At 70.5% G+C, this 16,967-nt stretch carries 15 protein-coding genes; 12 read left to right on the plus strand and 3 right to left on the minus strand.

What is annotated here, in order from left to right; all coding sequences use genetic code 11:
- Positions 1-3: 3 nt before the first annotated feature.
- The 3 genes from JJ685_RS27840 to JJ685_RS27850 form a co-directional block, all read right to left on the minus strand.
- Positions 4-1,509, minus strand: a complete 1,506-nt coding sequence (locus JJ685_RS27840) for an ABC transporter permease/substrate-binding protein (RefSeq protein ID WP_201677649.1) — start codon at positions 1,507-1,509, stop codon at positions 4-6.
- A gap of 53 nt (positions 1,510-1,562) precedes the next feature.
- Positions 1,563-2,324 (minus strand): molybdate ABC transporter substrate-binding protein, encoded by a 762-nt coding sequence (gene modA / locus JJ685_RS27845; protein ID WP_201677650.1) that lies wholly within the window; start codon positions 2,322-2,324, stop codon positions 1,563-1,565.
- An 87-nt stretch (positions 2,325-2,411) separates the two neighbouring features.
- Entirely contained in the window at positions 2,412-3,539 is a 1,128-nt protein-coding gene (locus tag JJ685_RS27850; protein WP_201677651.1) for a sigma-54-dependent Fis family transcriptional regulator, read from the minus strand.
- Positions 3,540-3,721: 182 nt separating this feature from the next.
- On the opposite strand from JJ685_RS27850, the gene JJ685_RS27855 reads away from it, so the two are divergent.
- From JJ685_RS27855 to JJ685_RS27910, 12 genes are all read left to right on the plus strand, one after another.
- Positions 3,722-4,195 carry a (2Fe-2S)-binding protein gene (locus tag JJ685_RS27855; protein ID WP_201677652.1) on the plus strand — a complete coding sequence of 158 codons (474 nt, stop codon included), beginning with the start codon at positions 3,722-3,724 and terminating at the stop codon, positions 4,193-4,195.
- 37 nt (positions 4,196-4,232) lie between these two features.
- Positions 4,233-6,605, plus strand: a complete 2,373-nt coding sequence (locus JJ685_RS27860; protein ID WP_201677653.1) for a xanthine dehydrogenase family protein molybdopterin-binding subunit — start codon at positions 4,233-4,235, stop codon at positions 6,603-6,605.
- 24 nt (positions 6,606-6,629) lie between these two features.
- Positions 6,630-7,424, plus strand: coding sequence for an FAD binding domain-containing protein (locus JJ685_RS27865; protein ID WP_201677654.1), 795 nt, complete (start codon positions 6,630-6,632; stop codon positions 7,422-7,424).
- Positions 7,425-7,475: 51 nt separating this feature from the next.
- Positions 7,476-8,384, plus strand: coding sequence for an AAA family ATPase (locus tag JJ685_RS27870; protein ID WP_201677655.1), 909 nt, complete (start codon positions 7,476-7,478; stop codon positions 8,382-8,384).
- A gap of 19 nt (positions 8,385-8,403) precedes the next feature.
- A complete protein-coding gene (locus tag JJ685_RS27875) occupies positions 8,404-9,582 on the plus strand; it encodes a vWA domain-containing protein (RefSeq protein ID WP_201677656.1) in 1,179 nt (392 codons plus the stop codon).
- A 21-nt stretch (positions 9,583-9,603) separates the two neighbouring features.
- A complete protein-coding gene (locus tag JJ685_RS27880; protein WP_201677657.1) occupies positions 9,604-10,185 on the plus strand; it encodes a CoxG family protein in 582 nt (193 codons plus the stop codon).
- Positions 10,186-10,223: 38 nt separating this feature from the next.
- Positions 10,224-11,201 carry a tripartite tricarboxylate transporter substrate binding protein gene (locus tag JJ685_RS27885; RefSeq protein ID WP_201677658.1) on the plus strand — a complete coding sequence of 326 codons (978 nt, stop codon included), beginning with the start codon at positions 10,224-10,226 and terminating at the stop codon, positions 11,199-11,201.
- A complete protein-coding gene (locus JJ685_RS27890; RefSeq protein ID WP_201677659.1) occupies positions 11,191-11,958 on the plus strand; it encodes an ABC transporter ATP-binding protein in 768 nt (255 codons plus the stop codon). The genes JJ685_RS27885 and JJ685_RS27890 overlap by 11 nt, the downstream gene beginning before the upstream one ends.
- A gap of 136 nt (positions 11,959-12,094) precedes the next feature.
- Positions 12,095-13,030, plus strand: coding sequence for a PQQ-dependent catabolism-associated beta-propeller protein (locus JJ685_RS27895; RefSeq protein WP_330901863.1), 936 nt, complete (start codon positions 12,095-12,097; stop codon positions 13,028-13,030).
- A complete protein-coding gene (locus JJ685_RS27900) occupies positions 13,023-14,228 on the plus strand; it encodes an ABC transporter substrate-binding protein (RefSeq protein ID WP_236599348.1) in 1,206 nt (401 codons plus the stop codon). The genes JJ685_RS27895 and JJ685_RS27900 overlap by 8 nt, the downstream gene beginning before the upstream one ends.
- Positions 14,225-15,037, plus strand: coding sequence for an ABC transporter permease (locus JJ685_RS27905; RefSeq protein ID WP_201677661.1), 813 nt, complete (start codon positions 14,225-14,227; stop codon positions 15,035-15,037). Before JJ685_RS27900 ends, JJ685_RS27905 begins: the two co-directional genes overlap by 4 nt.
- Positions 15,038-15,289: 252 nt before the next feature.
- Positions 15,290-16,966 (plus strand): pyrroloquinoline quinone-dependent dehydrogenase, encoded by a 1,677-nt coding sequence (locus JJ685_RS27910; protein ID WP_201677662.1) that lies wholly within the window; start codon positions 15,290-15,292, stop codon positions 16,964-16,966.
- Position 16,967 lies beyond the last annotated feature (1 nt).

Genomic DNA, 16,967 nt, shown 5'->3' on the forward strand with positions numbered 1-16,967 from the left:
ATGCTAGTACGGCTGGCGCCGCAGCCAGCGCTCCAGCGCGTCGAACACCCACTGCGTGAGCAGGGCCAGCACCGCGGCCGGCACGGCGCCGGACAGCATGAAGGCGGTGTCGTTCACCGCCAGGCCGGCGACGATGCGTTCCCCCAGCCCCCCCGCGCCGATGAAGGTGGCGACCGTGGCCAGGCCGACGTTCAGCACGGCCGCGGTCTTCACGCCGGCGAAGATGGTGGGCGCCGCCAGCGGCAGCTCGATGCTGCGCAGCACCTGGCCTTCGCGCAGCCCGAGCGCCAGCGCGGACTGGCGCATGCCCGGGGGCAGCGAGGCCAGCCCGGCATGCGTGTTGCGCACGATCGGCAGCAGCGCATAGACGAACAAGGCCAGCAGCGCCGGCACGAAGCCGATCGTGCCGACGATCGCGATCAGGAAGGCGAGCAGCGCCAGCGAGGGCACCGTCTGCACCATCCCCACCAGCCCCATCAGCAGCCCCGACCAGCGCGGATGGCGATGCGCCAGCACGCCCAGGGGCACGCCGAGCGCCACCGCGATCGCCAGCGAGGCGAACACCAGCACGAGGTGCTCCCGCACCAGGCGCGGCAGGTCGGGCGCGAACAGGCGCTGCACGAAGCCTTGCGGGTGCGGCGCCGACGCCGCGGGCCGGACCGGCCCGGCGGCCTGGCCGCGGGCGAGGAACTCGCGCGCCACCGCCTCGAAGGACTTGCCGTCGATCTCCACCTCGCCGTTCATGGCGCGCATCGCCGCCTCGTCGATGCGTCCCGCCAGCGCCGCCAGCGGGCGCTCGTCGAGCCGGGCGCGCATCAGCAGGACGGCATCGTAGCGGGGGAAGAAGTCGCGGTCGTCCCGCAGCACCCGCAGCTTCAAGCGCGCGATCTGCGCGTCGGTCGTGTAGGCATCGACCACGTCCACCTGCTTTGCCGCGAGCGCCTGGTAGGCCAGGCCGTGGTCCAGCCCGCTGCCCGGCGCGAAGGGCAGGGCATAGGCGCGCTGCAGGGCCGGCCAGCCGTCGGCACGCACCAGGAACTCGTGCGACAGGCCGAAGCGCAGCGGCGCCTTGCTGCGCGCCAGGTCCGAGAGGCTCGCGATGCCGAGGCGCTGCGCGTCGTCCTCGCGCATCGCCAGCGCATAGCTGTTGTTGAAGCCGAGCGGCACCCCCGCCTTGAGGCCTTTCGCCGCCAGCCCCGCCTGAAGCTGCGCCAGCGGGGGCGAACCCTCCTGCTTGAGCAACTCGCGCGCGATCGTCCCGGTGTACTCCGGGTAGACGTCGATGCCGCCGCTGGCGAGCGCCTGCTCCATCACGGCGGTGTTGCCCAGGCCCTGCTTGTGCGTCGCCGGGACGCCGGCGGACACGAGCGCCTGGCGCACGATCTCGCCGAGGATGTAGCTCTCCGTGAAGCGCTTGGAGCCCACCACCACGGTCTCGGCGGCGCGGGCGGGCGCGGCCGCGCAGAAGCAGGCGAAAGAGAGCAGCAGCAGGCGGCGCACCGGGCTCATGGCACGGCGCAGTATCCGATCAAAGAAGGGGCGCGGGAAGCCGGCGCCGCCGCTCAGGGCTTCGGGACTTCGTAGCCGTAGGCGCGCAGGACCGCGCGCGCCGGTTCGGTCTTCAGGTAATCCATCAAGGCGGTGGCGGCGGGATTCGAGCGGCCCGCGTTCAGCAGCACCGCCTCCTGCCGCAGGGGGTCGTGCAGTTGCGAGGGCACGATCCAGGCGGAACCCCGGCTGATGCGGCCCTCGCTCATCACCTGGGAGAGGGCGATGAAGCCGAGCGTCGCGCTGCCGGTCGCGACGAACTGATAGGCCTGCGCGACGCTTTCGCCCTGCAGGAGGCTGGTTTGCCACGCGGGCAGCACGCCGAGCCGGACCAGCGTCTGGTTGGCCGCCATGCCGTAGGGGGCCAGCAGCGGGTCGGCCACGGCCAGGCGGCCGTGGGGCGCCCGCTTCAGCACGTTGCCCTGGCCGTCGACCCCGTTCGGATCGAGGCTCCACAGCACCAGCCGGCCGACGGCATAGGTGAAGCGGCTGCCCGGGACCGCCAGGCCATCGCGCTCGACCCGCGAAGTGACTTCCTGGTCGGCGGCCAGCAGCACCTCGAAGGGGGCGCCGCCGCGCATCTGGGCATAGAGCCGGCCGGTGGATCCCAGCGCCACCACCGCCTCGTGCCCGGTCGCCCACCCGAAGTCGCTGGCGATCCTCTGCATGGGCGCGCCCAGGTTCGCGGCGACGGCCACGCGCACCTGGCCCGCATGCAGCGCCGTGGCCGTGAGGAGGGCGATCGCGAGGGCAGGGGCGCGGCGCAGGATGGTCATGGTCGAGCTGGTGCGCGGAGTATAGGCAACCCTCCCCGCTTTCCAAGTGCCGTTCGACCCTCCCGGCCGTGTCGCCGGCGCGACGGCCTACTCGCGCACCGGGGGTTTCTGCGACAGCTTGCGGTACACGGTGGCCCGGCTGATGCCGAGCGCCCGCGCGGCTTCCATGACGTTGCCGCGGGCGTCGCTCACGGCCTTGCGGATCAGGGCGATCTCGACGTCGCGCAGGGGCAGCCGCGGGCCCGCCCCGGTGCGGGTGCTGCCCGCGACCTGCGCCAGGCAGGACAGCCGCAGGCCGGACCACAGCGGCACTTCGACCGGCGTGACCTCGCCGGCCCGGGCGATGTCGTACAGGGGTTCCCAGGGCTGCGCGAACAGCTCGCTGCAGTGCACCGCGCCGCCCCCGGCCTGGGTGAGGCCGGCCAGCATCTGGCGCGCCGCGCCGTTGCTGCCGGTGACCCAGCCGTCGCGGTCGAGGCAGACGATGCCGTCGTCGTCGTCCCCCAGCAGCCGGCCCGGCCAGTTCAGGCGCAGCACCAGCTTGTGCGGCCGCGACAGGGCCAGCGCGTTCTCGATGCTGCGCGCGGACTGCGCCACCAGGTGCTTCAGCTCGGGCCGTTCGGAGGCGTCGATGCCGGTCAGGTCCAGCATGCCCACGCACTGGCCGTCCGGCCCGAACAGGGGCGCGCCGGCGCAGCTGTAGCAGCTGGTGGCGTGGAAGAAGTGTTCGCCCCGGTGCAGCCAGACCGGCTGCAGCTCCGACAGCGCGGCCCCGATCGCGGTGGTTCCCACGGCGCGTTCGGACAGGTCGACGCCGATGCGGGCGATCGCATTCGCGCGGGGGTCCGCCATGTCGATCGGTCCATGGGTATCGACCACCACCCCCTCGCGGTTGGTCAGGATCGCGAAGTAGCGCGTGCTGGCGATCGCCCGGCCGAGCTGCTCGAGCACCGGACGCGCCGCCGCCACGAGGGTGTGGTTCGCCTCTCCGACGCGCTTCTCCTGCTGGCGCGGGACGAGTTCGAAGCCGACGTCGTACTCCGGGCGCTGGCCGCTGTCCAGGCAGCGGCGCCAGGAACGTTCGATCCACGTGCCGTCGTACCACGCATGGACGAGCACCTCGGTCATGGACCGGCCTTCCTCCAGGACGGCCTGGCGCACGCGCTCGATCTGCTGCAGCCTGTCGTGGGCCGCAGCCAGTCCTGGAACGGTCATGGGGCGCTCCTTTGTCTCCTGGCGGGAGTGTCCGGCGCACTCGCTGACGCGGGACTGTCCTGCCTGTTCCATTTTGAGAATTTCGCGCCAGTGTCACCCCAACCTAGGGTTTCGCCTAGCCAGTGCCCCCATGCCGAATTCAACAATGCCCTCCCCGGGTTCCTTCTCAGGAGAGACGCGACATGCTGGTTTCATTCAAAGTCAACGGGAAGGCGGCGTCGCTGGACGTCGCGCCGAACACGCTGCTGGTCACGGCCATCCGCGAGCACCTGCGGCTGACGGGCACGCACGTCGGCTGCGACACGGCGCAATGCGGCGCCTGCACCGTGATCGTCGACGGCCGCGCCATCAAGTCCTGCAACACGCTGGCGGTGCAGCACCCCGGCGCCGACATCACCACGATCGAGGGCCTCGCCCAGCCGGACGGCACCATGCACCCGATGCAGGCGGCCTTCAAGGAGTGCCACGGCCTGCAGTGCGGCTTCTGCACCCCCGGCATGGTGATGAGCGCGCTGGACCTGTGCCACCGCACCCCCAACGCGAGCGAGGCGCAGATCCGCGAGCAGCTCGATGGCAACCTCTGCCGTTGCACCGGCTACCAGAACATCGTCAAGGCGGTCCAGCAGGGCCAGGCCGCGATGGCGTCCAGGTCCTGAGCACAAGCAGCACGACATCCAGAAGAGGAGACACGCCATGGGTGCATCCGATTTCGCCAAGCTGCCGCACATCGGCGAGGCCGTCCGCCGCAAGGAGGACTACCGCTTCCTGACCGGCAGCGGCCAGTACACCGACGACATCAACCTGCCGAACCAGCGCTACGCCGTCTTCGTGCGTTCCCCGCACGCCCACGCCAACCTGCGCGGCATCGACACGTCGAAGGCCCAGGCGATGCCCGGGGTCGCCAGGGTTTTCACCGGGCAGGACCTGGCGGGCAAGGTCAACGGACTGCCCTGCGGCTGGCTCATCACCAGCACCGACGGCACGCCCATGAAGGAGCCGCCGCACCCGGTGCTGGCGCAGGGCAGGGTGCGCTACGTCGGCGACCACGTCGCCATGGTCGTGGCCGACACGCTCGAGCAGGCGCGCAATGCCGCCGAAGCGGTGGAAGTCGACTACGAAGTGCTGCCCGCCGTGGTGGACGCGCGCGACGCCTCGGCCTCGACGCCCCTGCACGACATCGCGCCGGACAACCGCTGCTACAAGTGGGCGATCGGCGACAAGGCCGCGGTGGACGCGGTGTTCGCCAAGGCGCAGCACGTCACGAAGATCGACCTGACGAACAACCGGCTGGTGCCCAACGCGATGGAGCCGCGCTGCGTCGTCGCCCAGTTCAGCCGCGCGACCGACGAGTACACGCTGTACGTCGCCAACCAGAACCCGCACGTCGAGCGCCTGCTGATGACCGCCTTCGTGCTGGGCCTGCCCGAGCACAAGGTGCGCGTGATCGCGCCGGACGTGGGCGGCGGCTTCGGCTCCAAGATCTACCTGTATGCCGAGGACGTGGCACTGACCTGGGCCTCCAAGCAGCTCAATTGCGCGATCAAGTGGACGTGCGACCGCGCCGAAGCCTTCCTGTCCGACGCGCACGGCCGCGATCACTCGACGCACGCCGAACTGGCAATGGACAGCCAGGGCAAGTTCCTGGCCCTGCGCGTGCACACCGACGCCAACCTGGGCGCCTACCTGTCCACCTTCGCCACCGCGGTGCCGACCATCCTGTACGCCACCCTGCTGGCGGGCCAGTACACGACGCCGCAGATCTACGTGGAGGTGGACGCCTGGTTCACCAACACCACGCCGGTGGACGCCTACCGCGGCGCCGGCCGTCCCGAGGCCACCTACCTGCTGGAACGGATCGTGACGCGCGCGGCCTGGGAACTCGGCCTGCCGCAGGACGAGATCCGCGAGCGCAACTTCATCAGCCAGTTCCCCTACCAGACGCCGGTCGCGCTGCAGTACGACACTGGCGACTACCACGGCGCGCTGTTCAAGGCCAACGCGCTGGCGGACGTCAAGGGCTTCGAGCAGCGCCGCAAGGCGAGCGAGGCGAAGGGCCTCAAGCGCGGCCTGGGCTACAGCAGCTACATCGAAGCCTGCGGCATCGCGCCCTCGAACATCGCGGGCGCGCTCGGCGCGCGCGCCGGCCTGTTCGAGTGCGGCGAGATCCGCGTGCACCCGACCGGCAGCGTCACCGTGTTCACCGGCTCGCACAGCCACGGCCAGGGCCACGAGACCACTTTCGCGCAGGTCGTGGCGGCGCGGCTGGGCATCCCGGTCGAGAACGTCGACGTGGTGCACGGGGACACCGGGCGCGTCCCCTTCGGCATGGGCACCTACGGCTCGCGTTCCATCTCGGTCGGCGGCGCCGCCATCATGAAGGCGCTGGACAAGATCGAGGCCAAGGCCAAGAAGATCGCGGCGCACCTGATGGAAGCGGGCGAGGGCGACATCGAGTTCGTCAACGGCGAGTTCCAGGTCAAGGGCACCGACAAGAAGGTCCCCTTCGGCCAGGTGGCCCTGACGGCCTACGTGCCGCACAACTACCCGCTCGACAAGCTGGAGCCGGGGCTGAACGAGACCGCGTTCTACGACCCGACCAACTTCACCTTCCCGGCCGGCAGCTACATCTGCGAGGCGGAGGTGGACCCGGCCACGGGCCAGGTGCGGATCGACCGCTTCACCGCGGTGGACGACTTCGGCACCATCATCAACCCGATGATCGTCGCGGGGCAGGTGCACGGGGGCCTGGTGCAAGGCATCGGCCAGGCGCTGATGGAGCAGTGCGTGTACGACAAGGACACCGGCCAGCTCCTGACCGGCTCCTTCATGGACTACACCATGCCGCGCGCCGACGACGTGCCCAACTTCCAGCTCGACACGGTGTGCACGCCCTGCACGCACAACCCGCTGGGCACCAAGGGCTGCGGCGAGGCCGGCGCCATCGGCTCGCCGCCGGCGGTGATCAACGCGGTGCTCGACGCGCTGCGCGACCTCGGCGTGAAGGACCTCGACATGCCCGCCACGCCGCGGCGCGTGTGGGAAGCCATCCAGGCCGCGAAGCCCTGACCCGAAGACGAAGGAGACATTCACATGTACGCATTCACCTTCGAACGTCCCGCCTCGGTCGCCGATGCGCAGCGCCTGGCGCAGGCCGGCGGCACCAGGGTCCTGGCGGGCGGCCAGACCCTGCTGGCGTCCATGAAGCTGCGGCTCGCCAATCCCGAGCAGCTGGTGGACCTGGGCGCCATCCGCGAACTCGACGGCATCCGCCGCGAGGGCAACGCCCTCGTGGTCGGCGCCATGACGCGCCATGCCGACGTGGCGGAGAGCGCCGACGTGAAATCGGCGATCCCGGCGCTGGCGGACCTGGCCGGCAGCATCGGCGACCGGCAGGTGCGCGCCATGGGCACGATCGGCGGCTCGGTCGCCAACAACGATCCCGCGGCCGACTACCCCGCGGCGGTGTTGGGCCTGAACGGCACGGTGCAGACCACACAGCGCAAGATCGTGGCCGACGACTTCTTCCAGGGCCTGTTCGCGACGGCGCTGCAGGAAGGCGAGCTGATCACCGCGGTGAGCTTCCCGATCCCGAAGAAGGCGGCCTACCTGAAGTTCAAGCAGCCGGCCTCGCGCTTCGCGCTGGTGGGCGTGCTGGTCGCGCAGACGGACGGCGGCGTGCGCGTCGCGGTCACGGGCGGCGGCAGCGGCGTGTTCCGGCACGCGGGGCTGGAGCAGGCGCTGGCCAAGAGCTTCACCCAGGCCGCGGCGGCCGGCGTGAAGATCGACGCCAGCCAGCTCTCGGGCGACCTGCACGGCAGCGCGGAGTACCGGGCGAACCTGATCTCGGTGCTGGCGCAGCGGGCGGTCGCGCAGCTGGGCGGCTGAGTCGGCTGATCCTCCCTCCCCCCAGAGGGGGAGGGGACAATCCCAAGGACCATGAGCGCATCGCCTTTCCCTTCCATCGACGCCCTGCAGCAGTCCCTCCAGTCCGCCGGCTACTTCGCCGAGCGGCGCCTCGCCACCGCGGTGTTCCTCGCGCTGAAGCTGCAGCGGCCGCTGCTGCTCGAAGGCGAGCCCGGCGTGGGCAAGACGGAGCTGGCCAAGTCGCTCGCGGTGGCCCTGCAGCGCACCCTGCTGCGCCTGCAGTGCTACGACGGACTGGAACTGCGCGAGGCGCTCTACGAATGGAACTACGCGGCGCAGCTGCTGCACATGCGCGCCGCCGAGGGCCGCGAAAGCGCCGAACAGATCGAGCGCGAGGTCTACCAGGACCGCTACCTGATCCGCCGTCCGCTGCTGCAGGCGCTGCAGGCTCCCGAGCCGGGCGCGGTGCTGCTGATCGACGAGGTGGACCGCGCCGACGAACCCTTCGAGGCCTTCCTGCTGGAATACCTGGGCGAGTACCAGGTCAGCATCCCGGAGATCGGCACCATCTCCGCGCGGGCGACGCCGGTGACCATCCTCACCAGCAACCGCACCCGCGAACTGAACGACGCGGTCAAGCGCCGCTGCCTCTACCACTGGCTGGAGTACCCGGAGCGCGAACGCGAACTGGCCATCGTGCGGGCCCGGGTGCCGGAAGCCAGCGACTCGCTGTCGCGGCAGGTCGCCGCCTTCGTCGGGAGGCTGCGCAGCCAGCCTTTCGCCAATGCCTTCCAGCGCGCGCCCGGCATCGCCGAGAGCGTGGAGTGGGCCAAGGCGCTGGTCGCGCTCGACACGCTGACGCTCGATCCGGAGGTGGTGGCCGACACGGCCGGCATCCTGTTCAAGCAGCGCGAGGACGTCGCCGCGCTCACGCGCGAGCTGGCCACCGAGCTGCTCAAGCCCGAGGCCGAGCCCGCCTGAAGGGCGGGCGGGTGCTGCCATGACGACCCTCGGCGACGCGCGGACCGGCAAGCTGGCGGACAACATCGCGGGCTTCGGCCGCGCGCTGCGCCGCGCCGGCCTGCGGGTGGACAGCGCCCGCATCGCGCTGGCCCAGGAGGCCGCGCAGCTGGTGGGCGTCTCCGACAAGGCCGACCTGGGCGCGGCCATGGAGGCCGTGCTGGTGTCCCGCGAGCAGGAACGCGCCGTCTTCCGCGAGCTCTTCGACGCCTTCTTCCGCGACCCCGAGCTCGCCCACCGCCTGCTGGCGCAGATGCTGCCTTCCACCAAGGCCGCGGCGAAGCCGCAGCGCCGCCCGCGGGTGGCCGAGGCGCTGGCGCCGCAGAAGCGCTTCGGCGGCGGCGAGCGCAAGCCGGACCAGGAGGTCGAGTTCGACGCCGCCATGACGGCCAGCACCCTGGCGCGCCTGAAGCACGCCGACTTCAATGCCCTCTCGGCGAGCGAGTTTCGCCTGGTGGAGCGGCTCGCGCGCGAGGTCGCGCTGCCGGTGCCCGAGATCGAGATGCGCCGCATGCGTCCCGGCCCGCGCGGCAAGCAGCTGCACTGGGCGCGCACGATCCGCCATGCCGCCCATACCGGCGGCGAGCTGCTGGTGCTGCGGCGCATGCGGCGGACCCGCGAGCCGCTGCCCCTGCTGGTGCTCGTCGACGTGTCCGGCTCGATGGAGCGCTACGCCCGCCTGCTGCTCGCCTTCCTGCATGCGGCCACCCGCGCGCACCGGCGGCGCGACGTGTTCGCCTTCGGCACCCATCTCACCGACCTGACGCCCGCCTTCCGCGTCGCCGACACGGATGCCATGCTGGCCGCTGCCGCGGCCGCGATCGACGATTTCGCCGGCGGCACCCGCCTGGGCGAGTCGCTCGCCACCCTGCGGCAGCGCCATGCGCGCCGGCTGGTGGGGCGCCGCTCGCTGGTGCTGGTCATCAGCGACGGGCTCGATACCGGCGAGCCGGAGCAACTGGCCCGGGAACTCGATTGGCTGACGCACCGCTGCCGCCGGCTCCTGTGGCTCAACCCGCTGCTGCGCTTCGAGGGCTATGCTCCGCTCGCGCGCGGCGCGGTGGTGCTGCACCGGCATGCGCATGCGATGCTCGCCGTGCACAACCTGAGCAAGCTGGAGGAGCTGGCCGCCAGCCTCGCCGCGCTGCTCGAGCGCTAGAAGAAACGGAGAACGACAAGAATGGAAATGCAAGGCAGCCGCCATCTCGCCGTCACCCAGCAGCAGGCCTGGGACGCGCTGAACGACCCGGACGTGCTGAAGGCCTGCATCCCGGGCTGCGACAAGGTGGAACCGGCCGGCGACAACCAGTACGCCATCAACATGGGCGTGAAGGTGGGGCCGGTGGCCGCGAAGTTCGCCGGCAACATCAAGCTGCAGGAGGTGATGGCCCCCAACGGCTACACCCTCACCTTCGAGGGCAGCGGCGGCGCCGCCGGTTTCGGCAAGGGCAACGCCCGGGTCAGCCTCGCCCCACCCGTGGAAGGGGCGGGCTGCGAATTGACCTATACCGCCCAGGCCCAGATCGGGGGCAAGATCGCGCAGGTCGGCCAGCGGCTGGTCGACGGCGTCGCGCGCTCGATGGCCGACGACTTCTTCCGCCGGTTCGACGAGGAGATGCAGCGGCGGCATCCCGAAGCCTATGTGGCCTCGGCCGAGGCGCCCTCGCCGCTGGCCGAGCCCGGCGCCAGGCGCATGCCCGCGTGGGTCTGGATCGTGTTCGGCGTCGTGGTGCTGGTGGCGCTGCTGATGCTCGTGCGCTGAAGGAGGATTCCAACTTGGACGATGCGCAACGTGCCCCAATGCTCCGCCGGCGTGGTTTCGTCGGCGCCTTCGCCAGCCTCGTCACCTGCCCGGCGCTGGCGCTCGCGCAGCCGGCGGCCTGGCCGGCGCGGCCGATCACGCTGATCGTGCCCTGGCCCGCGGGCGGCCAGACCGACATCACCATGCGAATCCTGGCCGACCTCGCCGCCCGCCAGCTGGGGCAGAGCATCGTGATCGACAACCGGCCGGGCGCCGCCGGCACCCTGGTGGGCCCCGCGCTGCGCGCCGCCGCCCCGGACGGCTACACGCTCGGCCAGCTGCCGATCACGCTGTACCGCGCGCCGCTGCAGCGCAAGGTGCCCTGGGACCCCTTGAAGGACATCACGCCCGTGATCCAGGTCTCCGGCGTCACCTTCGGCGTGGTGGTGCCGGCCGACAGCGCCTTCCAGACCTTCGGCGACCTGGTCGCCTGGGGTCGGCAGCACCCGGGCGAGCTCACGGTGGGTTCGACGGGGATCGGCAGCACGGCCCACCTGGCGATGGAGGACGTGCTCTCGCGCGAACACGTGGGCTACATCCACGTGCCTTACAAGGGGACGGCCGACCAGATGCTGGCCGTGGCGACGAAGACCCTGATGGTGGGCGTGAACTCCACCGGCTTCGCGCCCTACGTCGAAAGCGGCCGGCTGCGCCTGCTGGCCACCTTCAATGCCCAGCGCAGCAAGCGCTGGCCACAGGTGCCGACGCTGCGCGAGCTGGGGCACCCGCAGGCCGTCTACACCTCGCCCTACGGCATCGGCGTGCCCGCGGCGGTGGACGCGGGGATCGTGCGCAAGCTGCACGACGCCTTCCGCGCCGCGCTGTTCGATCCCATCCACCTGCAGGAACTGGCCAAGTACGACCAGGAGCCCGAGTACCTGAACACGGCGGACTACGGCCGCTTCGTGCAGGAAGTGACGGCGCGCGAGCGCCAGCTGCTCGCCCGGCTCGGCATCACGCCCACCCATGCGGAGTGACGTGGACGCCGCGCCCGTCCTCGCCTGCAGCGAAGTCTCCAAGCGCTACGGCCGCACGCTCGCCCTGGACGGGGTGTCGCTGCAGGTGCGCTCCGGCGAGATGGTGGCCCTGCTGGGGCCCAACGGCGCCGGCAAGACCACGCTGTTCCAGTTGCTGACGGGCCTGTTCGTCGCGGACAGCGGCAGCGTGGAGGTGCTGGGCGCGGACATGCGGCGCGACCCGGTGCGTGCGCTGGCGCAGCTGGGCGTGGTGTTCCAGCAGCCGGCGCTGGACCTGAACCTGTCGGTGCGGGCCAGCCTCAAGTTCCATGCCGACCTGCACGGGCTGCCCGGCGCCGTGTCGCGGCCGCGCATCGCCGCCCTGCTGGAGCGCTTCGGCCTCACGCCGGTGGCGGCGCAGCCGGCGCGCGAGCTCTCGGGCGGCAACCGGCGCAAGGTGGAACTGCTGCGGGCGCTGCTGCACGAGCCGCGCCTGCTGCTGATGGACGAAGCGACCGTGGGGCTGGATCCGGCCTCGCGCGCGCAGCTGGTCGACGAAGTGCTGCGCGCCCGCGCCGAGCGCGGCCTCGGCGTCCTCTGGGCCACGCACCTGGTGGACGAAGCCGAGCGCGCCCAGCGCGTGATCGTGCTGCACAAGGGCAAGGTGCGCTTCGACGGCCCCCCCGCGGACCTGCGCGAGGCGCAGGGCGCGCCTACGCTGCAGGAGGCCTTCCTGCAACTCACCGGAGGACAGAAGAATGAGCGCGTCGCGGCTTGATCGGGCATCAATTCGACATCCGGAACGCAGAGGGCGCAAAGGTTCCGCAGAGGGCGCAAAAAACATCCTTGAAAGGATTCCTTTGCGTTCTCTGCGAAACCTTTGCGTCCTCTGCGTTCGGTTGTTTGGTGTTGGCGTGCTCACCACCACCGCGACGTTCGCCAGGGACACCGGCAGGATCTTCGTGTCCTCCGAGAAGGACAACGCCATCGCCATCATCGATTCCGCCAAGGGCGAGGTCATCGCCTCGCCGGTCGTCTGCAAGCGGCCGCGCCACATGCAGCACAGCCCCGACCGCAGCCTTCTCTACATCGCCTGCAGCGACGACCACCGCGTGCTCACCTGGGACATCGCCTCCGGCAAAGTGATGGCGAAACTCGATGTCGGCGAGGATCCCGAGGCCTTCGACCTCAGTCCCGACGGCAAGATGCTGTACGTGTCCAACGAGGAGGATTCCGTCCTCACGGCCTTCGACCTCGGCACGCGCAAGAAGGCGTACGAGGTGAAGATCGGCGGCGAGCCCGAGGGCGTCAAGGTGAGCGCCGACGGCAAGCTGGTCTACGTCACTTCGGAGGTCGCCAATGTGGTCCACGTGATCGATACCGCGAATCGCAAGGTGCTGAAGAACGTGCCGGTCGGCAAGCGGCCGCGCCGCTTCCTGCTCACGGCCGGCGGCGAGCTGTGGGTCACCAACGAGCTCGATGGCACCGTCAGCGTGATCCGCACCAGCGACCACACGGTGCAGGCCACCATCAAGTTCCTGCCGCAGGGCATGCGCAGCGAGGACGTCACGCCGGTGGGCATGGCCCTGTCGCCCGACGGCAAGACGGCCTACGTGGGGCTGGGCCGCGCGAACCACGTCGCGGCGGTGGACGTCGCCACCCGCAACGTCAAGGGCTACGTGCTGGTGGGCCGGCGGGCCTGGGGGCTGGCGGTGTCCCGCGACGGCGGGAAGCTCTACGTCGCCAACGGCCTGTCGGACGACCTGACCATCGTCGACACCGCCACCATGAAGGGAATCAAGACGCTGAAGGTCGGCCGCGTGCCCTACGGCGTGGTGATCGATGACTGAAGGGGGCGCGCAAGCGCGGAGCACACGGCGGGCGCTGCTGCTCGCCGGCGCGGCCGCCTGCCTGCCGGCGCGCGCGCAGCCGCAGCGCCCTTTCCTGCTCGGGCTGATCACGCAGGGCGACGACGAACGCTATTCGCCGCAGACCCTGCTGCGCGGCTTTCCGGACGCGCCCGCCGGCCGGTCGGCGCCCGCCGCGGAGATCGCCCTGAACGACAGCCTCGTGACGCTGCAGATGGCGGAGCGCAGCGCGGCGCAGCTCGTGCCGGTGGAAGCCGAGAGCGCCGCGGGGCTGCCGGCAGCCTTGCAGCAACTGCTGCAGCGCGGCGTGCAGCACGTTGTGCTGGAACTGCCCGCCCCCGGCGTGGCCGCGGTGGTGGCGGCGGCGAAGGGCAAGGACGTGATGCTGTTCAACGCCGCCGCGCCGGAGGACATCCTGCGCGCCGGCCAGTGCGCGCCCCAGCTCTTTCATACCCTTCCGAGCCACGCCATGCAGATGGACGCGATCGCGCAGCTGCTGGTGGCGCGCAAGTGGAACCGGCCGGTGGTGCTGGTCGGCCCCACGCCGGGCGACCGGCTGCTGCAGGCCGCCTGGCAGCGCAGCGCGAAGCGCTTCGGGGTGAAGCCGGTCGCCGAGCGCGCCTTCAAGCTGTCCAACGATCCGCGCGAGCGCGACCTGGGCAACGTGCGCCTGCTCACTTCCGAGCGCGACTACGACGCGGTGGTCGTGCTCGATGCGCAGGGCGAGTTCGCCGCGGGCGTGCCCTACCGCACCGTGCTGCCGCGGCCGGTGCTCGGGAGCAACGGGCTGGTGGCGCAGGCCTGGAGCCCCTTCTACGAGCGGCACGGCGCGCCGCAGCTCACGCGCCGCTTCCTGCGCCGCGCCCAGCGGACCATGGGCAGCTACGACTGGGCGACGTGGATGGCGGCGCGCTGCGCGGCGGAAGTGGCGGCGGCCTACATCAAGACCTCCCTCGCGCAGCAGGTGCAGGCGCTGCGCCAGGGCGCCATCGCCGTGGACGGCTACAAGGGCCAGCGCCTCACCTTCCGCGCCTGGGACGGCCAGCTGCGCCAGCCGGTCCTGCTGGCGCACGGCGGCGGCATCGCCGACATCGCGCCGCTGGAAGGCTTCCTGCATCCGCGCATCACGCTCGACACGCTCGGCTACGACGCGCCCGAAACGGGGTGCAAGGCGCCATGAACGCCGCACACGCATTGAGGGCCTTGCGCGCGGTGGCCGGCCGCGAGCTGCACAGCTTCGCGCGGCAGCCGGGGCGGCTGATGTCCGCGCTGGTGCGGCCGCTGCTGTGGCTGCTGGTGTTCGCCGCCGGCTTCCAGAACGTGTTCGGCGTCGCCATCGCGCCGCCCTACGAGACCTACATCGAGTACCGGGTCTACCTGGTGCCGGGCCTGCTCGGGATGGTGGCCCTGTTCAACGGCATGCAGAGCTCGCTCGCCATGGTCTACGACCGCGAGATGGGCGTGATGCGGCTGCTGCTGACGGCGCCGCTGCCCCGCTGGTGGATCCTCGCCTGCAAGCTGCTGGGCGGCGCCACGCTGACGCTCGCGCAGATGCTGGCCTTCCTGCTGGCGGCGCTGCTCTTCGGCATCGACCTCGAATGGCGCTACGTGCTGGCGTCCCTGCCCGTGTTCCTGCTGGCCGCGCTGATGCTCGGGGCGCTGGGGCTCGTGCTTTCGGTGTACGTGCGCCAGCTGGAGAATTTCGCCGGCACGATGAACTTCGTGATCTTCCCGATGTTCTTCCTCAGCACCGCGCTCTACCCGCTGTGGAAGCTGCAGGAGTCGGGCGCGTGGATCGTCCACGCGATCGCGCAGTTCAACCCCTTCACGCACGCGGTGGAGGCCATGCGCTTCGCGCTGTACGGCCAGGCGCTCGTGCCCAGCCTCGCGATCGCGGCGGGCAGCACCGTCGCGTTCTTCGCGCTGGCGCTGTGGGGCTACGACCCGCAGCGCGGCGCGGCGCGGCGCCCGCAGGCGGGTCCGGCGTGAACTCCCGGCCCGGCGCAGAACCAACGGGATTCGACAGCGGCCGATTGCAATTCGACCTGATTCGACGGGGTTCGACGGGGTTCGGACGGGCTTCGACGTGATGAAAACGTGTCCCAAATTGAGACGCGACGCGCCCTCCTGTCCCAATTTGAGAATGAAACGAGGTCCTAAGGTCTAACCCTGAAAGGCCGTCCGGGGTGTGTCTCGAACACTTCGCTCCTCCCTTCCCCAAGGTCCCCGAGGAGACATTCGATGCGACTCACATCCCTGGCCGTGGCATTCGGCCTCACGCTGGCAACTGCCGGCGCTTCCGCGCAGAACTGGCCCGTGTACGGCGGCGACACCGGCAACACCCGCTTCAGCAACGCGGCCCAGATCACCACCGCCAACGTAAGCAAGCTCAATGTGGCCTGGGCGCTGCAGCTCGGCACGGTGCGCTCGCAGGAGTCCACGCCGATCCTGATCGGCGACACGCTCTTCGTGACTTCCTCGTTCGGGCCCAAGAACGTGTTCGCGGTCAACGCGAAGACCGGCGAGGTCCGCTGGCGCTACTCGCCCGACGTGCCCAAGGGCATCGACCAGTACGCCTGCTGCGACGTCAACAACCGCGGCCCGGCCTACCACGAGGGCAAGCTGCTGGTCGGCCGCCTCGACGGCCACGTGGTGGCGCTCGACGCCAAGACCGGCAAGGAGCTGTGGGAGACCAAGGTGGTCGACTACACGCAGGGTTCCGTGATCACCTCGCCGCCGACGGTGGCGAAGAACGTGGTGATCACCGGCTTCGGCGGCGGCGAGTACGGCGCGCGCGGCGCGCTGGTCGGCCTCGATGCCGCGACGGGCAAGGAGCTGTGGCGCACCCACACCGTGCCGGCGCAAGGCGAGAAGGGCAGCGAAACCTGGAAGGGCGACTCGGGCAAGTACGGCGGCGCGGTGGCCTGGCACATCGGCTCCTACGACCCGAAGCTCAACCTCGTCTACTACGGCACCAGCAATCCGGGCCCGTGGTCGGCCGTGGTGCGCGGCAACGACAGTTCCGACATCGGGCCGTACAGCAACCTCTATTCGGCCTCGGTGCTCGCCCTGAACCCGGACACCGGTGCGATCCAGTGGCACTACCAGTTCACGCCGCATGACGCATGGGACTACGACGGCGTCAATGAACTGGTGTTCGCGGACCTGCCCGTGGACGGCCGCAAGGTGCCGGTGATCATGCAGGCCAACCGCAACGGCTTCTTCTACGTGCTCGATCGCGCCAACGGCAAGCTGCTGTCGGCCAAGCAGTTCATCCCGGTGGTCAACTGGGCCAGCGGCATCGACCTCCAGACCGGCCGGCCGATCGAGACCGCCGGCAACGTGAAGCGACCGGGCATGGGCCGCAAGGCGACGGACATCTGCCCGAACCTGATCGGGGGCAAGAACTGGATGCCCATGGCGTACAGCCAGCAGACCGGCCTGGTCTACATCCCCAGCATGAACTCCTGCATGGACATGGAAGGTGTGCAGCAGGACTACAAGCGCGGGCAGTTCTTCCTCGGCGTGAACTTCGACATCTCGAAGAAGGTGCCCGGCGCCTACATGGGCGGCGTGACGGCCTGGGATCCGGTGAAGCAGCAGAAGGTCTGGTTCCGCGAAGACGACCTGCCGTACACCGGCGGCATGCTGACCACCGCGGGCGGGCTGGTGTTCCACGGCGACATCAAGGGCTGGTTCCGTGCGCTGGACGCGAAGAGCGGCAAGGAACTGTGGAAGTTCAACGCCGGCTCCGGCATCTCCGCGGCGCCGATGACCTATGCGATCGACGGCAAGCAGTACGTGGCCGTGGTCTCCGGCCGCACGCTGTCGATCCCCGCCTTCTACGGCGCGCTGGGCGAGAAGATGGTCGAAGCCAGTCCCGAGGGCGGCACGCTGTTCGTGTTCAGCCTGAACTGAC

The organism is Ramlibacter monticola, assembly GCF_016722785.1.
Classification (GTDB): domain Bacteria; phylum Pseudomonadota; class Gammaproteobacteria; order Burkholderiales; family Burkholderiaceae_C; genus Ramlibacter; species Ramlibacter monticola.